We start from the raw sequence: 19,838 nt of genomic DNA on the forward strand, positions 1-19,838 counted from the left end.
AGGACCCGGTAAGGCGTTCCGACGAAAGCCCCTGTTCACAAGAAATTCCGTTCCGGCAACCGGCATTCCAGCGCCGAACGGCTTGGCGCGTATATAAGAACAGGCAGCATCGCGCGCAAGCATTCTGCGCAACGCTTCCAAGATCGTCGCAGGCGGAGGCAAAACGATCGCCCCGGCCGGCCGCGAGCGGACACGGCGCGCCGCCTCTGTCGAAGGCCGCCGGGCCGAGGTCGCGCGCCCAACCGCCGATCGGCCCTGGCCGAGCCGGGCTCCCCGATTGCCGTGGGTTCAACCGCGCACGAATTCAATCAGCGCTTCGACCATACGGTCGTTGAATTCCTGGCGGAATCGGTTCTTCTTCAGCCATTCCGGGTTGGAGCCGACCGTCTTGTTGGCGTCGACGACGATGCCCTTGCCGTCGACAATGAAATAGTCGATCGCGCCGAAATCGAGATGCAGCCGCTCCCTGACCGCCCTCACCTCGGGTGGAACGGCGCCCCCGATCTCATTGCTGATGATCTCCGATCCCTTGCAGAGAACGTCGTTATAGGTCTGCCGCATGTTCACTTCGGCACCGAGCAGGAACATGTAGCGGTGCTTGACGATCGGCAGGTCGAGGCTGTCGAAGGCGAATTTTTCGACCATCAGGCGCTCGTCCCCCCAGGCCTCGGGCGGAACCTGCGCCAAAGTGTCGTAGACGCGGTAGCGGGGGCACAGCCGTTCCTTGTAGCCGGGATCGGCAGTTTTGCGGACGAAATGCATCGCCCGCGTCCATCCGTTGCGATACTGCCGCCAGCGCAGTTCGGGCCGGCCCCTGCTGTTGAGAACGGTCTTGACGATGACCGGGCCGGAATGGCCGTCGCCGGCACGGATCCTGAGCGATGAATAGAGCTGCCGGTGGATGGACAGGGCTTGGCCGTTGATGGTGCGCGCGTAGCGCCGGGCGATGTCGTGGTAAAGATGTGGCACCTCGGTCAGGTCGATGTGCAGCAGCGCCGCCGGCGCCAGATGCTCCCGCGCCGGACGATCGAGCACGCGCACCGTCATCCCTGCCTGCTCCAGGCGCGGCAGCAGCGACTGGATGGAATACTCCTCTCCCGAACGAAAATTGCCCAGGCTCTCCACATAGACATCGAGATCGGCGACATCGAGACCGGCTCGCATGGCTGCGCCGCTATTCGCTGATGTCGACATTCGAGAAGTCGTGATGGTCGAACGGGTCCATGACGTAACCCTGGACCCGTTCGCGCATCGGTATCGACACCACGGAATGGGCAATGACCACCCATGGCGTCTGTTCCCGGAAGATCCCCTGTGCCTGCGCATAAAGGTTCATGCGGGCATCGAGGTCGACGATCCCGGCTGCCTGCCGGAGCAGATCGTCGAAGGCAGGAAAACACCAGTTGGCGCGGTTGGTGGCGCCGACACCGGCGCAGCCGAGCGGCACCGAGAGGAAATTGTCGGGGTCGCCATTGTCGCCGGTGAAACCGAACAGCATGGCGCCATCGCGGTCGACGGGTTTGGAGCGGGCAAGATATTCGGCCCATTCATAGGTGACGATATCCACGGTGACGCCGATCCGCGCCAGGTCCGACTGGATCATCTCCGCCATGCGCTGGGCATTGGGATTGTACGGTCGTTGCACCGGCATCGCCCAGACCTTCATGTGCAGATCCTTGATGCCGGCATCGGTCAATGCCTGCCTGGCGGCATCGGGATCGAAAACAGGGTCTGGCGTGGTCTTGTCATAGGCCCAGGAGGTCGGCGGCAGCGGATTGCGCGCAATCTCACCGGTGCCCCGGAAGACAACGTCGACAAGCGCCTTCCTGTCGATGGCCATGTCGATCGCCTTTCTGACCCTTGGATCGTCGAACGGCTTCTGCAACGTGTTGAAGGCGAGATATCCGGTGTTCAGGCCTTCCTGCTGCATGACCTTGATGCCGGGCGCCGTCTTGATCGCCGCCAGATCGGCGGGATTGGGATAGGGCATGACATCGCACTCGCCGGCCCGCAGCTTCTCCAGCCGGACGCTGGCATCGGTGGTGATGGCGAAGATGAGGTCGTCGATCCTCGGCCGGCCGCGCCAATAATCGGGATTGGCCTTGTAGCGGATGACTGCATCCTGCTGGTAGTCGACAAGCTGGAACGGACCCGTGCCGACCGGTTTCGTCGCCAGGTCGAGCGGCCGCTTTTCAGCCAGCAGCCTGTCGGCATATTCCCTGGAAACAACAGAAGCAAAGTCCATCGCCAGATTGGCAAGCATCGGCGCATGAGGCGCCTTGAGCGTCATGACGACGGTGTAGTTGTCGAGCTTGCGCCAACTGGCGACGAGGCGCGGCATGCCCATGCCGTCGAAATAGCCATAGGGGCGGCTGGCATAGTTGTGGAACGGGTTCTGCGCGTCTGCCTGGCGCTCGAAGGTGAACAGCACGTCGTCGGCATTGAAATCGCGGCTTGGCGTAAAGCCATCGACGGTGTGAAACTTCACGCCGTGCCTGAGGTGGAAGGTGTAGGTGAGCCTGTCGTCCGAAATCTCCCATTTCTCGGCCAGGCCGGGACGCACCTTGGTGGTGCCGGGTTCGAACTCGACAATGCGGTTGTAGAGCGCCGTGGCGGAGGCGTCACGGGTGCCGGAAGCGAGAGCCGGGTCGAACGTGTCCGGACTGGCCTCCGTGCAATAGACCAAGGTCTTGGCCATCGAATCATCAACTGGCAACGCGAAAAGAGAAAGCGTCGCCAGGAGCAGAACAGAGCGCTTGCTTGTCATGATGCCCCCCAAGGCATGCCCAAAGGGCTGGGCGGATGCTATCAGAAGAGAGCAGCGCCGGTAAGCCGCCCGGCCAACGATGAACCTTTCCGCTTCCGCCCGCGACTGATGTCCAGGCGCCGCATGGTGCGCGCCTGGAAAGGAAGCCCCCATGACCAGCAACCCCGAGGCTCCGAGGTCCGCGGGAACAACAGGAGCTCGGCGCGACCACCGCCTTCGGGACGGGGTCGATGCGCTGGGCTTCCCGCTGATTCCGTTGACCCTGCGTAAGAGCGGTAGTAACGTAACCGTGAGGAAAGCAGACAATTCGATCAGGGAAAAACGTGCCGGACCACCGCGCCTTGCCCTGATTTGCGCGGCAACGCCGGATGTTTCTCCCGTGGCTAACGGGGGTAGCTTCATGTCTCGCGTCCGCGGCACGCGCGTGTCTTCTTTGATATATTCTCCTTTGACATATTCTCTTGAGGGCCGTTTGCGCCGCGCCGTCCACGCAGGCGGCTTGCTGGCGCTGGCGCTCGGCGCGGGCCTATGGTTTGGCGGTGCCGCAAAGGCGCAGGAAACCCAGATCATCTATCCGGGTTCGATGGCGGTCACCGGGTTTTCCGGCACCATCATCCCGAATTTCGACCCCCCTGATTCCGAAAAAGGGGGCCTGCCGCCCGGCGTCGATCCCGTCGACGAAACCTTCATCGACACCACGCGCGCCACCTTGCGCGTGTTCGACGTTTCGCATCTCGGCGGGCCGGCCTCGGGCCAGCTCGTCTTCACGCCGCAGCCTTTCGAGGTGACATCAGGGCAGATCGGCCAGGTGTTCGGCCTCACCTATGACGACGGCGTGCGCGATGGCGTCCCGTCGGGCATTCCGAACCTCTATGCCGGCGCCAGCTCGCTGCACGGCATCCGCATCGTCACGCCCGATACCGACGAGGACGGCAGGCCGGAGCGGCAGCGCCGCGGCATGGCGGGCGCCACCTTCATGGAGGGCCAGTTCGGCACCGAGAACGGCGGCGGGCCGGGCACCATCTGGAAGATCGACGGCATCACCGGCCAGGTCGCCAAATTCGCCGACATCGACACCAACAGCGGTCCCGGCATCGGCAATCTCACCTTCGATCCGATCCACCGCCAGTTCTTCGCTTCCGACCTCGACACCGGCCTCGTCCATCGCATCGACGCCGGCGGCAGACTGATCGACACCTTCGACCATGGTGTTGCAGGGCGCCCCGCGCACGGGCTGGCTCCCGCCGCCGACGATGGCGCGGTGATGGACATACAAGGTGCCGCCTACGACAGCGAAGATCCCGAAACCTGGGGCTACACGCAGGACGAACGCCGCGTCTGGGCCGTCTCCTATCATGGCGGCCGGCTCTACTACTCGGTTGGCGAAAAGGCCGAAATCTGGTCGGTGGGCATAGCCCGCGACGGCAGCTTCGCCGGCGACCCGCGCTGGGAACTGACGGTCAAGGCCGACAAGGACTACGCCGTCACCGACATCGCCTTCGACAACAGCGGCTTCATGTACCTGGCCCAGCGCGGCCCGGTCGAAAACCGATACGATTACAGCCAGTTCGACGATTCCGGCAAGGGCGAGGTCGTCCGCTACTGGCGCGAAAATCCTGACGATCCGGAGACTGAATCGGTCTGGGTGGAAGCGCCGCAGGAATATGCGGTCGGTTTCCCGCAGGCCAACCGGCAGTCGGCCGGCGGCCTCGACCTGCAATATGGCTACGACGCCGACGGCAATCTCGACACCTCGGTCTGCACCCAGACGCTGGTCAACACAGGCGACAAATTGCGCGACAATCCGGCCCTTGCCGAGAAACTCGCCGCCGGCGGACCGCTCGCCGTGCACGGCGTGCAGATCACGCCCAAGGAACTGGTCAAGCCGGCCAATGTGCCGCCCTTCGGCTCCTGGTTCGTCGACTTCGACGGCTATTTCGAGGATCCCGAAGTGGAAGGCCATGTCGGCGACGTCGCGGTCTGGCATCCTTGCGATGGCCGCGCCGGCTATTATGAGGAAATCCCGGGCGGCTACCTGCCCCCCTTCTATCCGCCGGACTTCCCACCGCCCGGCAACCTGCCTCCCTGTCTCGATGTCGAGGACGTGCAGTATTTCTGCACGCCGCGCGGGCTCGAGGCCGATCTCTATCTCCATGACCATGCCGGCTTCGGCGGCGATTCGATCAAAGCCCAATCCAGGACGCCGGGCGTCGGGGTGACATCACCTCAGTCGCATGCGCCGGGCAAGCCGTACACGATGGATATTACCGGCCATTATCCGGGCGACAGAGTGGATGTCGGGCTTTGCTTCTACAGGCAATCCGACAAGGACAAGGGTGGCTACTACCCTTGCTGCAAGATGACCTTGCCGCTCCGTACCCCAGCCGTCAGCTGCGAACGTTGAGGAGGGGAAGATGAACATTCTTGCCCCGTCCTCACCCGCGATCCCTCAAAAAACCGTCATGGAGACGATCATGAAACCCCTGTCACTCGCCAGGCGCGGTGCGCGCTGGCTGATGGCGGCCGGTATCGCGGTCGCCACCCTGACCCCGCTGCACAGCCTTGCGGAAGACTCCGCCCCGATCACCCCGGAGTTGAGGCTCGACCTCGACAATTCGCGCATCATCAATCCGAGGCCGGACCGGATCGTGCCCTTCTTCACCAAGACAGGCACGCAAAGAGGCTGCGACTATGTCGTCTATTCGCTGAGCTTCGGCTTGCGCGGCGATCCGCAGGGCTTTGCCGATCCAGGTCTCGCGGCCAGGCTGAGCAAGCTCAAGATCGAGTTCAAGGACCAGCTCCCGCACGGCCTTGCCTTCGTCAATGTCAACGTCTCCGGCGACGGCACGGATTCCTCAGCCGGACCGCTGCCGGGCGCCACGATCAGCAATTCGGCGGGTCCCAACGACACGGCGACGGTTTCCGATTTCCGGATTTCCGCCTCCGACCTCGACGGCTCCGGCGCGCCGAATGAACGCGTCATCACCTTCAAAATCACGGCCAAGATCGACCATGCGGCGTTTCCCTCACCGGCCATCGTCGACAACCAGGGTCTGATCAAGGTGACCAACGGAACCGGCACCGGGACCATCATCCCGTCGCAGGATCCGGGCAAACCCGACGATGGCGACTATAAGACCGGCGCCAAGACGTCGATCAGGATCGATCTCACTAAATGCAACCCGCCACCGCCACCTCCTGGCAAGGAATGCTTCAAGGTGGAGCGCGGCACGGTCGATTGCGTGCCAGGCGGCGGCGCCTTCATCTACCACATGCCGGTAGGCTCGGAGATGGGCGGCAAGTGGGTCCAGGTCTCGACGACCACGCCCGGCATCACCATCATTCCCGATACGCAACTGGTGCCGGCGGGGGGCGGGGTGCTCAACTGGAAGATCATCGGCGCATCGCCCGGCGACGTCATCCACCTCATCGTCACCGGCATCGAAACCTATGCCGGCCCGAAGGAGGGTTGGGGGCTGTGCTGCACGCAGACCATCGACATCGTCATTCCGCGTGACCAGAAGTGCCCGCCTAGGGATAAGGAGCCGGACCTCAAGGTCGAGAAACGCGCCGACGTGACCCGTTGCACGATGGGCGGCGGCTGCGACTTCACCATCAGGGTCACCAATGTCGGCACCGCGCCCTATAACGGCAAGATCGTGCTCGACGAGGTGACGCTGCCGGCCGGTTCGACGCTGAGTTCAGGGCCCAATCCGCCCTGGGTCTGCGTACCCGGCACCACCCCGATGATTTGCACCCATCCGGTGACCACGCTCAATCCGGGCGCCTCCGTCGATCTCAAGCTCGGCTTCAAGCCGGCTGGAGGCTGGCAAGGCAGCAGCTTACGCAACTGCGCCACCTACAATTATGGCGCCAGCGGCAAGCCGCTGTTCGGCAGCCAGTCGAACGACCGTGGCTGCGCCTCGATCCCGATCTGCCGCCGTGGCGATCGCGACCGCGACTGCCAGCCGCCGGTGGAGAAGAAGGTCGACCTGATCCTGAAGAAGCGTGCCCGCGTCCCGGTCTGCACGGCCGACGGCATCTGCTACTTCGTGATCGACATCATCAACAACGGCAGCGCCACCTACAATGGACCGCTGACGGTCATCGACAACTACCCAGGCGGCGCGCCGGCCTCCTCGACCTTCGGGCCGAGCCCGCCCTGGACATGCGGACCGAACGGTCCTGGCCAGTTCCGCTGCGACAATGCAGGCATCTCGCTGCCTCCGGGCGCCTCGACGCCGATCGTCGTCAAGGCGGTGATGCCGGCCGGCTACCAGTCGGACACGGTCGAGAACTGCGCGGCGGTAAAGCCCATCCCCGGTGAGGTCGATCTCACCAACAACAGGGCCTGCGCCAAGGAACGCTTCCGTCATCCAAATGGCGGCAAGCCAACCCTGCGCCTCACCAAGGTCTGCAATGGCTCGCTCGCCGGTGCCGCGCTCGTCTCTTGCCGCATCACCGTCATCAGCCTTGGCACTGCTGCCCCCACCGGTCCGGTGCGGGTCAACGATGCCGCCACGCTGGTGGCCGGCGGTGCACCCGTCCAGATCCAGACCGTCACTCCAGACGGCGCGGAATGGGCATGCGGACCGGTGCCTGCCAGTGCGCTGTCCTGCAAGATTCCCGGTGCCGTCATGACACCCGGAACATCCAGGCACTTCGACGTGACGGTCTCGGCGAATGGCGAGTTCGAGAACTGCGCGCGCGGCTCCTACGGGCCGGCGCCCGGCGACGACGTCGTCTATCCGATCGGCCAGGCCTGCGCCAAGGGCGGCGGCTCTTCGACCATCCGCGTCGAAAAGACCGGCGACCGCGAATGCAGGCTCGGCCAGCCCTGCTCGTTCGACATAACCATATCAAATGATGGGACGAGCCCCTTCTCCGGTCCGGTCCGCATCGGTGATGCGATTGGCGTGGAAGGCCTCGGCCGGCTGGACGGTGTCGAGATCACCTCGATCGATCCGCCTTTCGGCTGTTCGCCCGAGCCGGTAACCTTGCCGCTGTCCTGCATCGCCAACCTGTCGCTCGGCGCCGGTGAAAGCCGGTCGCATCATGTCACCGTGGTCATTCCCGACGACGGCCGCCTGGCCAACCTGCAGGGCGACGTCAACGGCCAGAACTGCGTTGGCGTCCTGTCTCCCGACACGCGGGTGCAAGGCGGCGGCGACGTCTTGTCCAAGGATGCGGCCAATGCGCAGGGCGATCGCGGCAAGGCCTATGCGTGCCACCCCTTCATCATCACGCATGAGGTGAAGAAGGAGTGCTCGCCGGGCTTCGTCATGAACGATGCGGGCCGCTGCGTCTGCCCGGAAGGCACCACCTTCCGCAACGGCCAGTGCACCGGCGGCGGCACCAACGTTCTGCCGACGCCACCGCCGCCGAAGCGCTGCGTGCTGCTCGAAGGCCAGATCCGCACCGAGGACGGGCGTTGCGTCTGCCCGCGCGGCACGGCGCTCGAGAACGGAAAATGCGTCAGGACCGACAAGCCCGAGCAGTGCACCATCCGTGGCCAGGTCCACGACGCGGACGGCGACTGTGTCTGCCCGAGAGGAACCGAAGTGCGCAATGGCGCCTGCCGTCCGATCCGGCCGAAGCCCGAGCAGTGCACCATCCGTGGCCAGGTCCACGACGCCGATGGCGACTGCGTCTGCCCGAGAGGAACCGAAGTGCGCAACGGTGCCTGCCGTCCGGTCCGGCCGGAGCCCGAGCAGTGCACCATCCGTGGCCAGGTCCACGACGCCGACGGCAATTGCGTCTGCCCGCGGGGTACCGAGGTGCAAGGCAATGCCTGCCGGCGCAAGCAGCCGCAGTTGGAGCAGTGCGACATCCGCGGCCAGGTCCACAACAAGCGCGGCGAGTGCGTCTGTCCGCGAGGGACCGAGGTGATCGACGGTGCATGCCGCAAGCCCAGGCAACAGACGGAATGCGCTCCGGGCTCGCAGATGATCGATGGCCAGTGCCAGCCGATCATCAGGCGGCGCTGCCCGGAAGGCACGATCGGGCGGTATCCGAACTGCCGGCCGATACGCGGGCAGCCGTCGCTGGAGCTCAACCCGGGACTGCTCCTGCAGCAGGTGCTGCCACGGCTTAGACCGCAGACCGAACAGCAGCAGGATCCGGCTGCAAACAGGATCCTGAAACTCCAGCAGCAATAACCATCTGCTCGATGCCAGACGAAAAACCCGCCGGAGCGATCCGGCGGGTTTTTCGTCACGGCGCCGGGCAGCGGAAATTGGCCGCAACGCCACCCGAGCCTGTGGAGCCGCCGTGCCGGCACCCTCGACAAGTCGCCCGCCGCGCATTAGGCAGTCGATCCAGGGTGACCGGCATGAAGGCGCCCGGAAAGGCCGCGAGATGAGCAAAAAGACCTTGATCGCACCTTCGGTGCTGGCTTCGGACTTTTCCAAGCTTGGCGACGAGGTCGAGGCCGTCGTGGCGGCCGGCGCCGACTGGATCCATCTCGATGTCATGGATGGCCATTTCGTCCCCAACATCACCTTCGGCCCGCCGGTCATCAAGGCGATCCGCAACCGCACCAAGGCCTTCTTCGACTGCCATCTGATGATCGCGCCGGCCGATCCCTATCTCGCCGCCTTCGCCGACGCCGGCTGTGACGGCATGACGGTGCACGCCGAGGCCGGGCCGCATCTCGACCGCTCGCTGCAGACCATCAGGAACCTCGGCAAGAAAGCCGGCGTCTCGCTCAACCCGGCGACGCCGGAAAGCGCTGTCGAATACGTGCTCGACCGGCTCGACCTGATCCTGATCATGACCGTCAATCCGGGCTTCGGCGGTCAGGCCTTCATTCCAGGGATCGTCGACAAGGTGAGACGGGTCAAGGCGCTGATCGGCGATCGGCCGATCCGCATCGAGATCGACGGCGGCGTTTCGGCTGAAACGGCGCCCCTGGTCACCGCTGCCGGTGCCGACGTGCTGGTCGCCGGCGCCGCCATCTTCAAGGGCGGCAGCGTCGAGGCCTACCGTGCCAATATCGAGGCGATCCGGACGGCGGCCGACAAGGCCGCCGGCTAAGCACGGCGCGGTCATCCGTTTCCAGTTGCAAAAGGCCGGCTAAGGATTTGTGCGGATGACTCTCCGGGCCGGGCACGGCCGAATCAGCCAGCCTCGCCAAGGCCGCCTGATAGCGGCGCGTGCTTCGTCGTCTTTGCGCGCGACAGAAAAGATGCTCGCACAAGCACAGAGGAACAGATGATCCTGCGTGCATACAAAACATGTTAAGCTTCCACTGGTTGTAGCGGCATGAAAATCCGCGCGAGCCGGCGGCGGATTGGTATATATTTCTTTGTTCTAAAGTACGATAATGCGATCTTCTGCTTGAGCGCCCGAAGGTAGGCGTTATAGGGTAAATGTACGGAGAGGGACTGTTTCCGGACTCGAATTGCCCAAATTGAGAACTGGGGACAAAGGAGTCGTCTTTTGACCTACGGAGCTGCCAATCTGAACGACGACGGCACAGGACCCAAAAGCACGCTTGCCAGTACGGTCTATCATCAGCTGCGCGATGATCTTCTCGGCGGCGCTCTCGAAACTGAAAGCAAGCTGCGGGTCGAGTGGGTTGTTTCCAAATATGGCGCCGGCGCCTCTCCGGTTCGCGAAGCCCTCAACCGCCTTGCCTCCGAAGGGCTTCTTGGCCGCCACGACCAGCGCGGCTTCTTCATCATGCCGGTCACCGCGGCGGAGCTCGAGGAGCTGACGCGCACCCGCTGCTGGCTCGAGGAACGCGCCCTTCGCGAATCCATTGCCCACCGCACCGCCGAATGGGAAGAACAGCTGGTGCTGGCGCTGCATCGCCTGGGGCGCGCGTCACGGCATGATCTCCCGTCGATCAATCCGGATTGGGAGAAATTGCACCGCACCTTCCATCGGGTGCTGATCTCGGCCTGCCGGTCGCACTGGCTGGTGGGTTTCTGCGATCAGCTTTCCGATCACGCCGACCGCTACCGGCAAATGGCCAATGACGGCGAAGGCATCCAGCGCGACGGTTTCGCCGAACACCGGCTGATCGCCGAATGCGCGCTGGATGGCAATGCCGACGGTGCTGTCCAGGCACTGATCGATCACTACCAGCTGACCGCTTCCATGTGCATGGAGCGCTTCAAGCAGAACGAAACGGCCGCCGCCCCGGCCGAACGCGCCCGACGCTAGCGAGGCCTCGATCGTCGGATCGCCGATCATTCCAATCATTCGGGACAGACGTTGCGGGCTGGATTGCCGTTTGCGGTCTTGACGGCACGGCCAGGAAACGCGAACGCTTCGCCGCCGACGCATGCGGCCAGAAGCGCATGCCCGACGCCGCCATTGCCGTCACCGCAGGAAGAGTTCATGAGCAATCATCTGTTCGATGCGTTCCGGTCCCGGATGCCGGCGCCCGGGCGTCTGTTGATGGAAACCGACGATGGCCGCTCGCTCACCTATGGCGACATGCTGGCGCGGTCGGGACAGCTCGCGCATGCGCTGCTGCAACTGGGTGTCGAGCCCGGCGACCGGGTTGCCGTGCAGGTCGAGAAGAGCCCTGAGGCGGTCCTGCTCTATCTCGCCTGCGTGCGCGCCGGTGCCGTCTTCCTGCCGCTCAACACCGCCTACACGCTGACCGAACTTGAATATTTCTTCGACGACGCGGCACCTCGGGTCATCGTCTGCGATCCGGCAAGGGCTGCGGATGTCGCTGCGATGGTCGAGCCGTCCGGCGCCGTCGTGGTCACGCTCGACCGCAACGGCCAGGGATCGCTGGCGGACCAGGCATCGCGGCAATCGTCCGATTTCCATGATGTCGAGCGGGGCGGGAACGATCTCGCCGCGATCCTCTACACGTCGGGAACGACCGGTCGCTCGAAAGGCGCCATGCTCAGCCACGAGAATCTGGCCTCGAACGCGCGGGTGCTGGTCGATCAATGGCGCTTCACGACGGACGATGTGCTGATCCACGCGCTGCCGATCTTCCACACCCATGGCCTGTTCGTCGCCACCAACGTCGTCCTGATGGCCGGCGCCTCGATGCTGTTCGAACAGAAATTCGACGCCGGTCGCATCGTCTCGCTGCTGCCGCGCGCAACAGTGCTGATGGGCGTGCCGACCTTCTACGTACGCCTGCTGCAGCAGGATGGCCTGGACCGCGAGGCGACGAAGACAATCCGCCTGTTCGTGTCGGGTTCGGCGCCGCTGCTGGCCGAGACGCACAGGGCCTGGCGCGAGCGCACCGGCCACGCCATCCTCGAACGCTACGGCATGACCGAAACCAACATGAACACGTCGAACCCATATGAGGGCGAACGGCGCGCCGGCACCGTCGGTTTCCCCTTGCCCGGCGTGTCGCTGCGCATCGCCGATCCCGACAGCGGCAGGACGCTGGCACAAAGCGAGGTCGGCATGATCGAGGTGAAGGGTCCAAACGTGTTCGGCGGCTACTGGCGCATGCCGGATAAGACCAAGGCCGAATTCCGTGCCGACGGCTTCTTCATCACAGGCGATCTCGGCATGATCGACGCCGACGGCTATGTCCACATTGTCGGCCGGGGCAAGGACCTGATCATTTCAGGCGGCTACAACGTCTATCCGAAGGAACTCGAAAGCGAGATCGACGCGCTCGACGGGGTCTTGGAAAGCGCCGTCATCGGCGTCGCCCATCCGGATTTCGGCGAAGGCGTCACCGCGGTCGTCGTGCGGGCGCCGGCGTCGCGGATCACCGGCGCCGAAATCCTCCGCGCCATCGCCGGGCGCGTGGCGAAGTACAAGCATCCGAAGCAGGTGATCTTCGTCGACGAACTGCCGCGCAACACGATGGGCAAGGTCCAGAAGAATCTTCTGCGCGATGCCTACAAGGATCTCTACGCGTCCTGATCAGGCCAGGCCTTTTTGGGAGACATGGGTGAACCGCTCTAACCACGGTTGGAAGCGCCGGAGCCGGAGCCCCACAAGGCACGCTTCAGCAAGCTGCGTTTGCGCTTGCGCGGGACGAGGTCGATATCGCTGACGAGCTTGGCGCCGCCCTCACGCCTTTCCAGGGTGATCTTGCGGCTGTGGAAGGCTTCGAGCTCCGCGCGATGCGCCACGCTGATGATGGTGACATCAGGCAGTTCGCGGATCACCGTCATCATCATCGTGTCCTGGCTCGTCTCGTCCAGCGCCGAGGTCGCTTCATCCAGCACCACGATATCGGGGCGATGCAGCAGCAGGCGCGCGAAGGCGAGGCGCTGCTTTTCGCCACCCGACAACGTCTGGTCCCATGGCGCCTCTTCCTTGATCCTGTCGGTGAGATAGCCGAGCCCCACCTTGTCGAGGGCAGCCTTGATCTGCTTGATCGTCCACTTGTCCGCCGCCGCGGGATAGGCGACCGCGCGGCGAAGCGTGCCAGTGGGGATGTAGGGGCGTTGCGGCAGCATGAACAGGCGCCTGCCGGCGTGGAAATTGACGTTGCCGCCGCCCCATGGCCACAGGCCCGCAACGGCCCGCACCAAGGTGGACTTGCCCGAGCCGGATTCGCCGGCCACCAGCACCCGCTCGCCCGGTTCGATTTCGACCTTTGTTTCCTTGACCACGGAGGAGCCGTCGTCGAGCGTCACGGAGAGATTGTCGAGGCTGAGCATCGCGCCGTCTTCGGTCTCGCCATGCTTGATGCGTCCCAGCTCGTCGCTTTGCTCGGCGCGCTCGAGCCCATCGAGCGACATCATCAGCGAGGCGATGCGGCGTGCGGAGGCGTTCCAGTCGGCAAGACGTGGATAATTGTCGACCAGCCATCCGAAGGCGCCCTGCACGATGGCGAAGGCCGAGGCCGCCTGCATCACCTGGCCGAGCGACATCGAGCCTTCGAGGAATTTTGGCGCGCACAGCAGCACCGGCACGACCGGCGCGAACAGGCTCGAGCCCTGCGAGACCAGTGCCGTGCGCATATGCTGTCCGGTCAGTTGTGCCCATCGCTTCAACACGCCGGCAAAGGTCCTGTCGATGCCGCTGCGTTCCTCCTCCTCGCCGCCGAGCAAGGCAATGCTCTCGCCGTTTTCGCGCACGCGGGTCAGCACGTAGCGGAACTCGGCTTCCGACTGGTTCTTTTCCTCGGACAGCCGGACGAAATCGCGGCCGATGATGACCATCGAGGTGGAGGTGATCGCGGCATAGATCACGGCCGTGATGACGAGGAAACCGGGCACGGTGAAGGTCGAGCCTCCCAATGTGAAGCTCAAGGCTCCGCCGATCGTCCACAGCACCACGATGAAGGTCGAGGCCGACAGTGTGGCGATGATCACGCCGGAGATGAAATCGACGGGCGACTCGGTGGCGATCCGCAGATCCTCGGTGAGGCGGGCTTCGGGGTTCGAATGGTCGCCCGCGACGAGGTTCAACTGATAGTAGCGGCCATTGGTAAGCCAGCGCGCTATGACCGACGTCGTGAGCCAGGACCGCCAGCGGCGCTGCATCGTCATGCGCAGATAGACCTGCGCGATGACAAGGCTCGCGCTTCCGGCAACGAGGGGCAGGAATATGGCGCTGAGCACATAGACGGTGTGGACGTTGCGCTGCTCGATGGCGTCGAAGAACGCGCGGTTCCAGACGTTGATCCCGTATTGGAAGCCGACATTGATGACGATCAGGATCAACAGCCCGATTGAAAGCGGCCAGGCGAGCTTGTCGCCCTGCCGCCCCCAATAGCCGCGCCCGCCGATCCAGAAGCGCCGCAGCAGGTATTTCTTGCGCGCCTGCTCGGCCTCTTCTGGCGTCAGCTGCGGATCGGGTTCGATAGCTTCCGGTGGCGGCCCCGCCTGACCGTCGACCTCCGGCGCCGCGTCGGCGGGCGTTGGCTTTTCTTCGCGCGGCTTCTCTTCGCCAGGGGTCTGGTCACGCGGCCCTTGCGGCCGCGACTTTCCTCGACGCGGCTTAGGATTGCCGCGCGGTCTGATGCCGTCGGCCGGTGTCGATTTGGGTTTCGCCTCGGACATACGTTCCGACAACGGACTCAAAATCAAAAGGTTTCATGACCTCTGTTCGGGATGCCAAGCTTCCAACGGCACCGGTCATTCCGGGTACAGCAGCGCGACGACATGATCGGCGATCGCCAGGCTTGCCGTCAGGCCGGGGCTCTCTATGCCGAACAGGTTGACGATCCGGCCGAGGCCATGGTCGGCAGGCCCCTGGATCATGAAGTCGGCCGCCGGCTGGCCGGGACCCGACAGTTTCGGCCTGATGCCGGCATAGGCCGGTTGCAGGGCGTCATCGCCGAGGTCGGGCCAATAGCGGCGGATCGCTTCGTAGAAGACGGCGCTCCTGCCGGGATCGACCGTGTAATCCACATGGTCGACCCATTCGACATCAGGCCCAAAGCGCGCGCTGCCGCCAAGATCGTGCGTCAAGTGGACACCGAGGCCGCCTTCGACCGGAACCGGATAGATCAGCCGCGAAAACGGCGACCGGCCTGGAAGCGCGAAATAATTTCCGCGTGCCAGCCACTGCCGGGGGATGAGGCTTTGCGGTAACCCCTCGATCCGGCCGGCCATGGCCTGCGCCTCGAGGCCCGCGGCGTTGACGAAGGCGCGGGCCTCCAAGGCGAAGGTCTCGCCATCGGCATCGCGCGTGTCGACCCGGATCCTGTCGGCGTCGATCGTCGCGCCGGCCACGCAGGTCAGGAAAGCGAAGGCCGCGCCGGCCGCCTCGGCGTCGCCGCGCAGCGACAGCATCAAGGCATGGCTGTCGACGATGCCGGTCGACGGCGACAGCAGCGCGCCGGCGCATGTCAGCGCCGGCTCCAGGCTTTCGGCTTCGCCGCGCGTCAAAAGCTCGAGATCGTCGACCCCGCAGCGGCGCGCATTGGCCTGGATCGTCCGCAACCCGTCCATCTGCCCTGGCTCGCTGGCGACGATCAGCTTGCCGGTCCGTTCATGGCCGACGCCGTGCTCGGCGCAGTGTGCGTAGAGGAGCCGGCGGCCTTCGACGCAGAGCCGGGCCTTGAGGCTGCCCGGCGCATAATGGAGCCCGGCATGGATGACTTCGGAATTGCGCGAACTGGTGACGGTGCCGATCGCATCGGCCTGCTCGATGACCACCACCTCGCGGCCCGACAAGGCAAGCGCCCTGGCGACGGCAAGCCCGACGACGCCTGCTCCGGCGACAACACAGTCGATTGCCTGCATGGGCCCGCTTCCAGGATTACGCGCCGGCGGAAAAAACCTTGTCGCCGCCGATCCAGACGCTTCCTATGCCGAGATCGTCCGACAGCGCAACGATATCCGCCGCCGTGCCGTTGGCAAGGCGGCCAAGCCGGTGCGACTGGCCGATCGCCTGTGCCGGATAGAGCGAGGCCATGCGCAAGGCTTCGGAAAGGTCGAGCCCGACGACGCGGTGCATGAACCGGATGGCCGAGATCATGTCGAGGTCGGCGCCGGCCAGGGTCCCGTCGGCAAGCCTGAGGCTCCCGTCCTTGCGGTAGATGGTGCGGCCGTTGAGCGTGAACGAGCTCATATCGGTGCCGATCGTCGCCATCGCGTCGGTGACCAGCACGATCTTGCCAGGCCCCTGCTTGGCCTCGAGTGCGATCCTGATGGTTGCCGGATGGACGTGGATGCCGTCGGCGATCAGCCCGGCGGACAAGGTGCCGATGTCGATCGCCGTGCCCGCCAGCCCCGGTTCGCGGTTGCCGATCTGGCTCATCGCGTTGAACAGGTGGGTGACCACGCTGGCTCCCGCCTCGGCGAAGGTTTTCGCCGTGGCATAGCCGGTGTCCGAATGGCCGAGGCTGACGATGATGCCGGCCCTGGTCAATGCCGTGACGCGGGCCGGCTCGACGGATTCGGGCGCTATCGTGGTGAGCAGCACCGGCAGCTTCCGCCGCGCCGCGATCAGTATCGCCTGGTCGGCGTCCGTCATCGGCCGGATCAGCGCTGGATCATGCGCACCCTTGCGCGCGATCGACAGATGCGGCCCTTCGAGATGCAGGCCGAGGAAGCCCGGCACCTTCTGCAGCGTCGCTGCTTCGCCGGCGGCAATCGCGGCGGCGGTGATGTCAGGCGTGTCGGTGATCAGCGTCGGCAGCAGCGCGGTCGTGCCGAACGGCGCGTGCGCCCGGCATATGGTCTCGATCGAGGCGACGTCGGGGTGGTCGTTGAGCATGACGCCACCGCCGCCATTGACCTGGATGTCGACGAAGCCCGGCACCAGCATGCCGCCGCCGGTCTCGACGACGCGGACGTCCGAAGGGATGGCGCCGGTGGGCAAAATAGCCTCGACGAGGCCGTCGCGCACGACGAGCGCCGCGCCTTCATGCCAGTCGTCGCCGTCGAAAATCCGGGCGCCAGTCAGGGCAAAACGATCGCTCATACGGTCTCCGTCACCTTGCGAAGGTTGCGCGGCGTGTCCGGATCGAGGCCGCGATGGCGCGCGAAGGCCTCGACGAACATGTAGAAGGAGACGATCAGCGTCAGCGGGTCGGTCAGCGGGTGACCGGTGGCGACATGCGGCAGGCGCGTGGCGCGGTTGGCAAGCGCGGAGGTGACGAACACCGGCGCGCCCTTGGCCGCCAGGCTGTCGGCGGCTTCGGCGACGGACGGTTCGGACGCATCGCGCGCGGCCAGCGCCAGCACCGGAAAATCCGGACCGATCAGCGCCAGCGGGCCGTGCATGACTTCGGCCGCGCTGTAGGCCTCGGCATGCATGCCGCAGGTCTCCTTGAATTTCAGCGCTGCCTCGTTGGCCATCGCCGCGGACGGTCCACGGCCGAGGATGAACAGCGACTTCTGCTTTTCGATCGTTTCGGCCAGCACGCTCATCCAGTCGCAGGCGATCGCCTTGCCGAAATGTTCGGGCAGGCGGGCAAGTGCGGCAAGCAGCGCGGTGTCGCCGGTGGAATGTGCCATCAAGGCGAGGCCGGCGACGGCGGAATTGATGAAGGTCTTGGTCGCCGCGACGCTGCGCTCAGGCCCGGCCAGGATGTCGATCGCATAGTCCGAGGCGCGCGCCAGCGGCGAATCGGCGGTGTTGGTGATGGCGATGGTCAGGGCCCCGCCGGTCCGTGCGGTCTCGGCCATGGCGACGATGTCGGGGCTCTTGCCCGACTGCGAGATCGCCAGGCACGCCGATCCGGCGAGCCGGAGTTTGCGGCCATAGATCGAAGCGATGGAAGGGCCAACCGAGGCGACGGCAAGGCCCGCGGTCAGCTCGACGGCATATTTCATGAAGGTGGCGGCATGGTCGGACGAGCCGCGCGCCACGGTGACGACGAAATGCGGGTCGCGTCCCTTGATGCCGCGTCCGGCTTCCTCGATCACGGTGCCGGAGCCGTCGAGCAGGCGGGCGACGGCCTGCGGGATCTCCTCGATCTCGCGCCGCATATGGGTGATTTCAGTCATGGTCGGCCCTCTTCGCTCGGCCCTGTCAGCCGCAGTTCGGCGACGAAGTCGTAGGCGTCGCCCCGATAGATCGAGCGGGTGAATTCGATCACCTTGCCGCTCGCCAGATAGGAAATACGTTCGATGTGCAGGCCGGCAATGCCCGGCGGCACTTCGAGCAGGCGCGCGTCGCTGTCGCCGAGATTGGCGGCCGAAATGCGCTGCACCGCCCGCACCGGCCGGTTGCCCGTCATCTCCAGGGCGGCGTAGAGCGAGGAGCCTATGGCAGCCGGGTCGGGCAGCACGCTGGCCGACAGCGATGCGCGTTCGATCGCCAGCGGTGTGTCGTTGGCGATGCGCAGGCGCGCCACGCGCGCCACCAGTTCGCTCGACGACAGGCCAAGCACCATCATCTCGTCGGGCGAGGGCGCGTAGAGGCCGCGGTCGAGCCACGCCGAACGCACCGCCATGCCGCGCCGCGCCATGTCTTCGGTGAACGAGGTGAGCCGCGACAGCGACTGCTCGACGCGCTCCATGCGCGGCGCCACGAAGGTGCCGGAGCCATGGCGCTGCACCAGGATGCCGCCCTTGACCAGGTCCTGCACCGCTTTGCGCACGGTGACCCGCGAAATGTCGGCCTTGGTGGCGATGTCGCGCTCGGAAGGCAGCGCGTCGCCCGGCCCGATCAGGCCGCGGTTGACGGCGTCCTCGATGCTCTTGCGAAGCTGCAGATAGAGCGGCGCGCCGCTCTGCGCCGACTGTTTCAGCGTGGCGAAGATCTGGTCGGCGGCGTCGCTCATCGAGCCGGCCCCGCATGCCCTGCGAAAAGCCGCACCGCCATCTGCACGGCGCCGCCCAGCGCGTCGTCGAGCGGCGGCTTCAGGAGCGCCCGGTAACGCGCCGACAGGCGCGGCGCGTAAAGCGGCGCCAGGCCGCCGAGCAGACAGAGCGGCGCGCCTTCGGCGAGATCGAGCGCGCCAAGCGAGGCTTCGACATCGGCGACCACCCTGTTCAGGATCCAATTGGCGACGCTGTCGCCTTTTTCGGCGTGTTCGAACACCTTGGGCGCGAAACCGCCGAAATCGCCGGGCTTGGCGTTGGTGGTGAACTCGACCACGTCCTCCGGATTGTTGCGGAAAACGGCCATCATGCTGTCGGTCAGCGGCGAACCCTCGCGCACGCCGTCATAGGCAAGCAGCGTCTGTTCGAGCAGGTCACGGCCGATGCGCGCGCCGCTGCCCTGGTCGCCGACCTGGAATCCCCAGCCGCCGATGGCGCGCGACTTGCCTTGTTTGCGCGCCATGTAGGCGGTGCCGGTGCCGAGGATCGCCATGGCGCCGTCGCCTGATCCGACGGCGCCTTCCAGCGCGATCTCGGCATCGGTCTCGACGCGGCTGACGCTGAACGGCAGAACCGCTTCGAGCTGCTGCCGGTAGGTGCCGACATTGGCGCCGGCAAGGCCCAGAATGGCCGGTGTCTGCGGGATCAACTCCGGGTCCTGCCCGGCGGCGATGAACGCCTGCCGCGCCGCCTCGACGATGTTCGACCGGGCGCCGGTAAGATCGGTGCGGATGTTGGCGGCGCCGCTTTTGGCACGGCCGAGGACCATGCCGTCCGCATTTGCCAGGGCGGCCCTGCAGCTGGTGCCGCCGCCATCGATGCCGAGCACGAAATTCACGTGATTTCTCCTCCGGGCGGATAATACCAATAAAATACCAATAGCCAAGGGTTAATTTCCG

General features: G+C 65.2%; 14 protein-coding genes. 5 read left to right on the forward strand and 9 right to left on the reverse strand.

Annotation, left to right across the window (positions count from 1 at the left end; all coding sequences use genetic code 11):
- Positions 1 to 288 precede the first annotated feature (288 nt).
- Complete coding sequence (locus LB577_RS08720) at positions 289 to 1,194, reverse strand: hypothetical protein (protein WP_224686387.1); 906 nt, start codon at positions 1,192 to 1,194, stop codon at positions 289 to 291.
- The gene (locus LB577_RS08725) at positions 1,175 to 2,767 is read right to left on the reverse strand and encodes an ABC transporter substrate-binding protein (protein WP_224686388.1); all 1,593 of its coding nucleotides are present in this window, start codon (positions 2,765 to 2,767) and stop codon (positions 1,175 to 1,177) included. Before LB577_RS08725 ends, LB577_RS08720 begins: the two co-directional genes overlap by 20 nt.
- Before the next feature lie 151 nt (positions 2,768 to 2,918).
- On the opposite strand from LB577_RS08725, the gene LB577_RS08730 reads away from it, so the two are divergent.
- From LB577_RS08730 to LB577_RS08745, 4 genes are all read left to right on the forward strand, one after another.
- The gene (locus LB577_RS08730; RefSeq protein WP_224686389.1) at positions 2,919 to 5,171 is read left to right on the forward strand and encodes a hypothetical protein; all 2,253 of its coding nucleotides are present in this window, start codon (positions 2,919 to 2,921) and stop codon (positions 5,169 to 5,171) included.
- Between the two features lie 10 nt (positions 5,172 to 5,181).
- On the forward strand, positions 5,182 to 8,925 hold the full coding sequence (locus tag LB577_RS08735; RefSeq protein WP_224686390.1) for a DUF11 domain-containing protein: 3,744 nt from the start codon (positions 5,182 to 5,184) through the stop codon (positions 8,923 to 8,925).
- Between the two features lie 199 nt (positions 8,926 to 9,124).
- A complete protein-coding gene (gene rpe, locus LB577_RS08740; RefSeq protein ID WP_023765372.1) occupies positions 9,125 to 9,802 on the forward strand; it encodes a ribulose-phosphate 3-epimerase in 678 nt (225 codons plus the stop codon).
- A 405-nt stretch (positions 9,803 to 10,207) separates the two neighbouring features.
- Positions 10,208 to 10,936, forward strand: coding sequence for a GntR family transcriptional regulator (locus LB577_RS08745; RefSeq protein ID WP_224686391.1), 729 nt, complete (start codon positions 10,208 to 10,210; stop codon positions 10,934 to 10,936).
- Between the two features lie 35 nt (positions 10,937 to 10,971).
- Here LB577_RS08745 and LB577_RS08750 read toward each other — a convergent pair whose 3' ends face one another.
- The gene (locus LB577_RS08750; RefSeq protein WP_224686392.1) at positions 10,972 to 11,115 is read right to left on the reverse strand and encodes a hypothetical protein; all 144 of its coding nucleotides are present in this window, start codon (positions 11,113 to 11,115) and stop codon (positions 10,972 to 10,974) included.
- On the opposite strand from LB577_RS08750, the gene LB577_RS08755 reads away from it, so the two are divergent.
- Positions 11,114 to 12,628: a malonate--CoA ligase gene (locus LB577_RS08755; protein WP_224686393.1), complete on the forward strand. Its 1,515-nt coding sequence runs from the start codon at positions 11,114 to 11,116 to the stop codon at positions 12,626 to 12,628. The two genes, LB577_RS08750 and LB577_RS08755, sit on opposite strands and share 2 nt — an antisense overlap.
- 38 nt (positions 12,629 to 12,666) lie before the next feature.
- Here the strand turns inward: LB577_RS08755 and LB577_RS08760 are convergent, their stop codons facing one another.
- From LB577_RS08760 to LB577_RS08785, 6 genes are all read right to left on the reverse strand, one after another.
- The gene (locus tag LB577_RS08760) at positions 12,667 to 14,721 is read right to left on the reverse strand and encodes an ABC transporter ATP-binding protein/permease (protein WP_224686394.1); all 2,055 of its coding nucleotides are present in this window, start codon (positions 14,719 to 14,721) and stop codon (positions 12,667 to 12,669) included.
- A gap of 75 nt (positions 14,722 to 14,796) precedes the next feature.
- Positions 14,797 to 15,909, reverse strand: a complete 1,113-nt coding sequence (locus LB577_RS08765) for an NAD(P)/FAD-dependent oxidoreductase (RefSeq protein ID WP_224686395.1) — start codon at positions 15,907 to 15,909, stop codon at positions 14,797 to 14,799.
- A 16-nt stretch (positions 15,910 to 15,925) separates the two neighbouring features.
- Positions 15,926 to 17,092 carry an N-acetylglucosamine-6-phosphate deacetylase gene (gene nagA / locus LB577_RS08770; protein WP_224686396.1) on the reverse strand — a complete coding sequence of 389 codons (1,167 nt, stop codon included), beginning with the start codon at positions 17,090 to 17,092 and terminating at the stop codon, positions 15,926 to 15,928.
- Positions 17,089 to 18,120, reverse strand: a complete 1,032-nt coding sequence (locus LB577_RS08775; RefSeq protein WP_224686397.1) for an SIS domain-containing protein — start codon at positions 18,118 to 18,120, stop codon at positions 17,089 to 17,091. The genes nagA and LB577_RS08775 overlap by 4 nt, the downstream gene beginning before the upstream one ends.
- Positions 18,117 to 18,899 (reverse strand): GntR family transcriptional regulator, encoded by a 783-nt coding sequence (locus LB577_RS08780; protein ID WP_224686398.1) that lies wholly within the window; start codon positions 18,897 to 18,899, stop codon positions 18,117 to 18,119. Before LB577_RS08780 ends, LB577_RS08775 begins: the two co-directional genes overlap by 4 nt.
- Positions 18,896 to 19,777 (reverse strand): N-acetylglucosamine kinase, encoded by an 882-nt coding sequence (locus LB577_RS08785; protein WP_224686399.1) that lies wholly within the window; start codon positions 19,775 to 19,777, stop codon positions 18,896 to 18,898. Before LB577_RS08785 ends, LB577_RS08780 begins: the two co-directional genes overlap by 4 nt.
- Positions 19,778 to 19,838: the final 61 nt, after the last annotated feature.

The sequence above is a fragment of the Mesorhizobium sp. B283B1A genome (assembly GCF_020165735.1).
Lineage (GTDB): Bacteria > Pseudomonadota > Alphaproteobacteria > Rhizobiales > Rhizobiaceae > Mesorhizobium > Mesorhizobium opportunistum.

Excerpts from the sequence above, each read along its gene's own strand:
- LB577_RS08780 (WP_224686398.1), bottom strand. The coding sequence starts at position 18,899 with ATGAGCGACGCCGCCGACCAGATCTTCGCCACGCTGAAACAGTCGGCG.
- LB577_RS08735 (WP_224686390.1), top strand. The coding sequence starts at position 5,182 with ATGAACATTCTTGCCCCGTCCTCACCCGCGATCCCTCAAAAAACCGTC.
- LB577_RS08765 (WP_224686395.1), bottom strand. The coding sequence starts at position 15,909 with ATGCAGGCAATCGACTGTGTTGTCGCCGGAGCAGGCGTCGTCGGGCTT.
- LB577_RS08775 (WP_224686397.1), bottom strand. The coding sequence starts at position 18,120 with ATGACTGAAATCACCCATATGCGGCGCGAGATCGAGGAGATCCCGCAG.
- LB577_RS08755 (WP_224686393.1), top strand. The coding sequence starts at position 11,114 with ATGAGCAATCATCTGTTCGATGCGTTCCGGTCCCGGATGCCGGCGCCC.
- rpe (WP_023765372.1), top strand. The coding sequence starts at position 9,125 with ATGAGCAAAAAGACCTTGATCGCACCTTCGGTGCTGGCTTCGGACTTT.
- LB577_RS08760 (WP_224686394.1), bottom strand. The coding sequence starts at position 14,721 with ATGTCCGAGGCGAAACCCAAATCGACACCGGCCGACGGCATCAGACCG.
- LB577_RS08725 (WP_224686388.1), bottom strand. The coding sequence starts at position 2,767 with ATGACAAGCAAGCGCTCTGTTCTGCTCCTGGCGACGCTTTCTCTTTTC.
- LB577_RS08750 (WP_224686392.1), bottom strand. The coding sequence starts at position 11,115 with ATGAACTCTTCCTGCGGTGACGGCAATGGCGGCGTCGGGCATGCGCTT.
- LB577_RS08720 (WP_224686387.1), bottom strand. The coding sequence starts at position 1,194 with ATGTCGACATCAGCGAATAGCGGCGCAGCCATGCGAGCCGGTCTCGAT.
- LB577_RS08730 (WP_224686389.1), top strand. The coding sequence starts at position 2,919 with ATGACCAGCAACCCCGAGGCTCCGAGGTCCGCGGGAACAACAGGAGCT.
- nagA (WP_224686396.1), bottom strand. The coding sequence starts at position 17,092 with ATGAGCGATCGTTTTGCCCTGACTGGCGCCCGGATTTTCGACGGCGAC.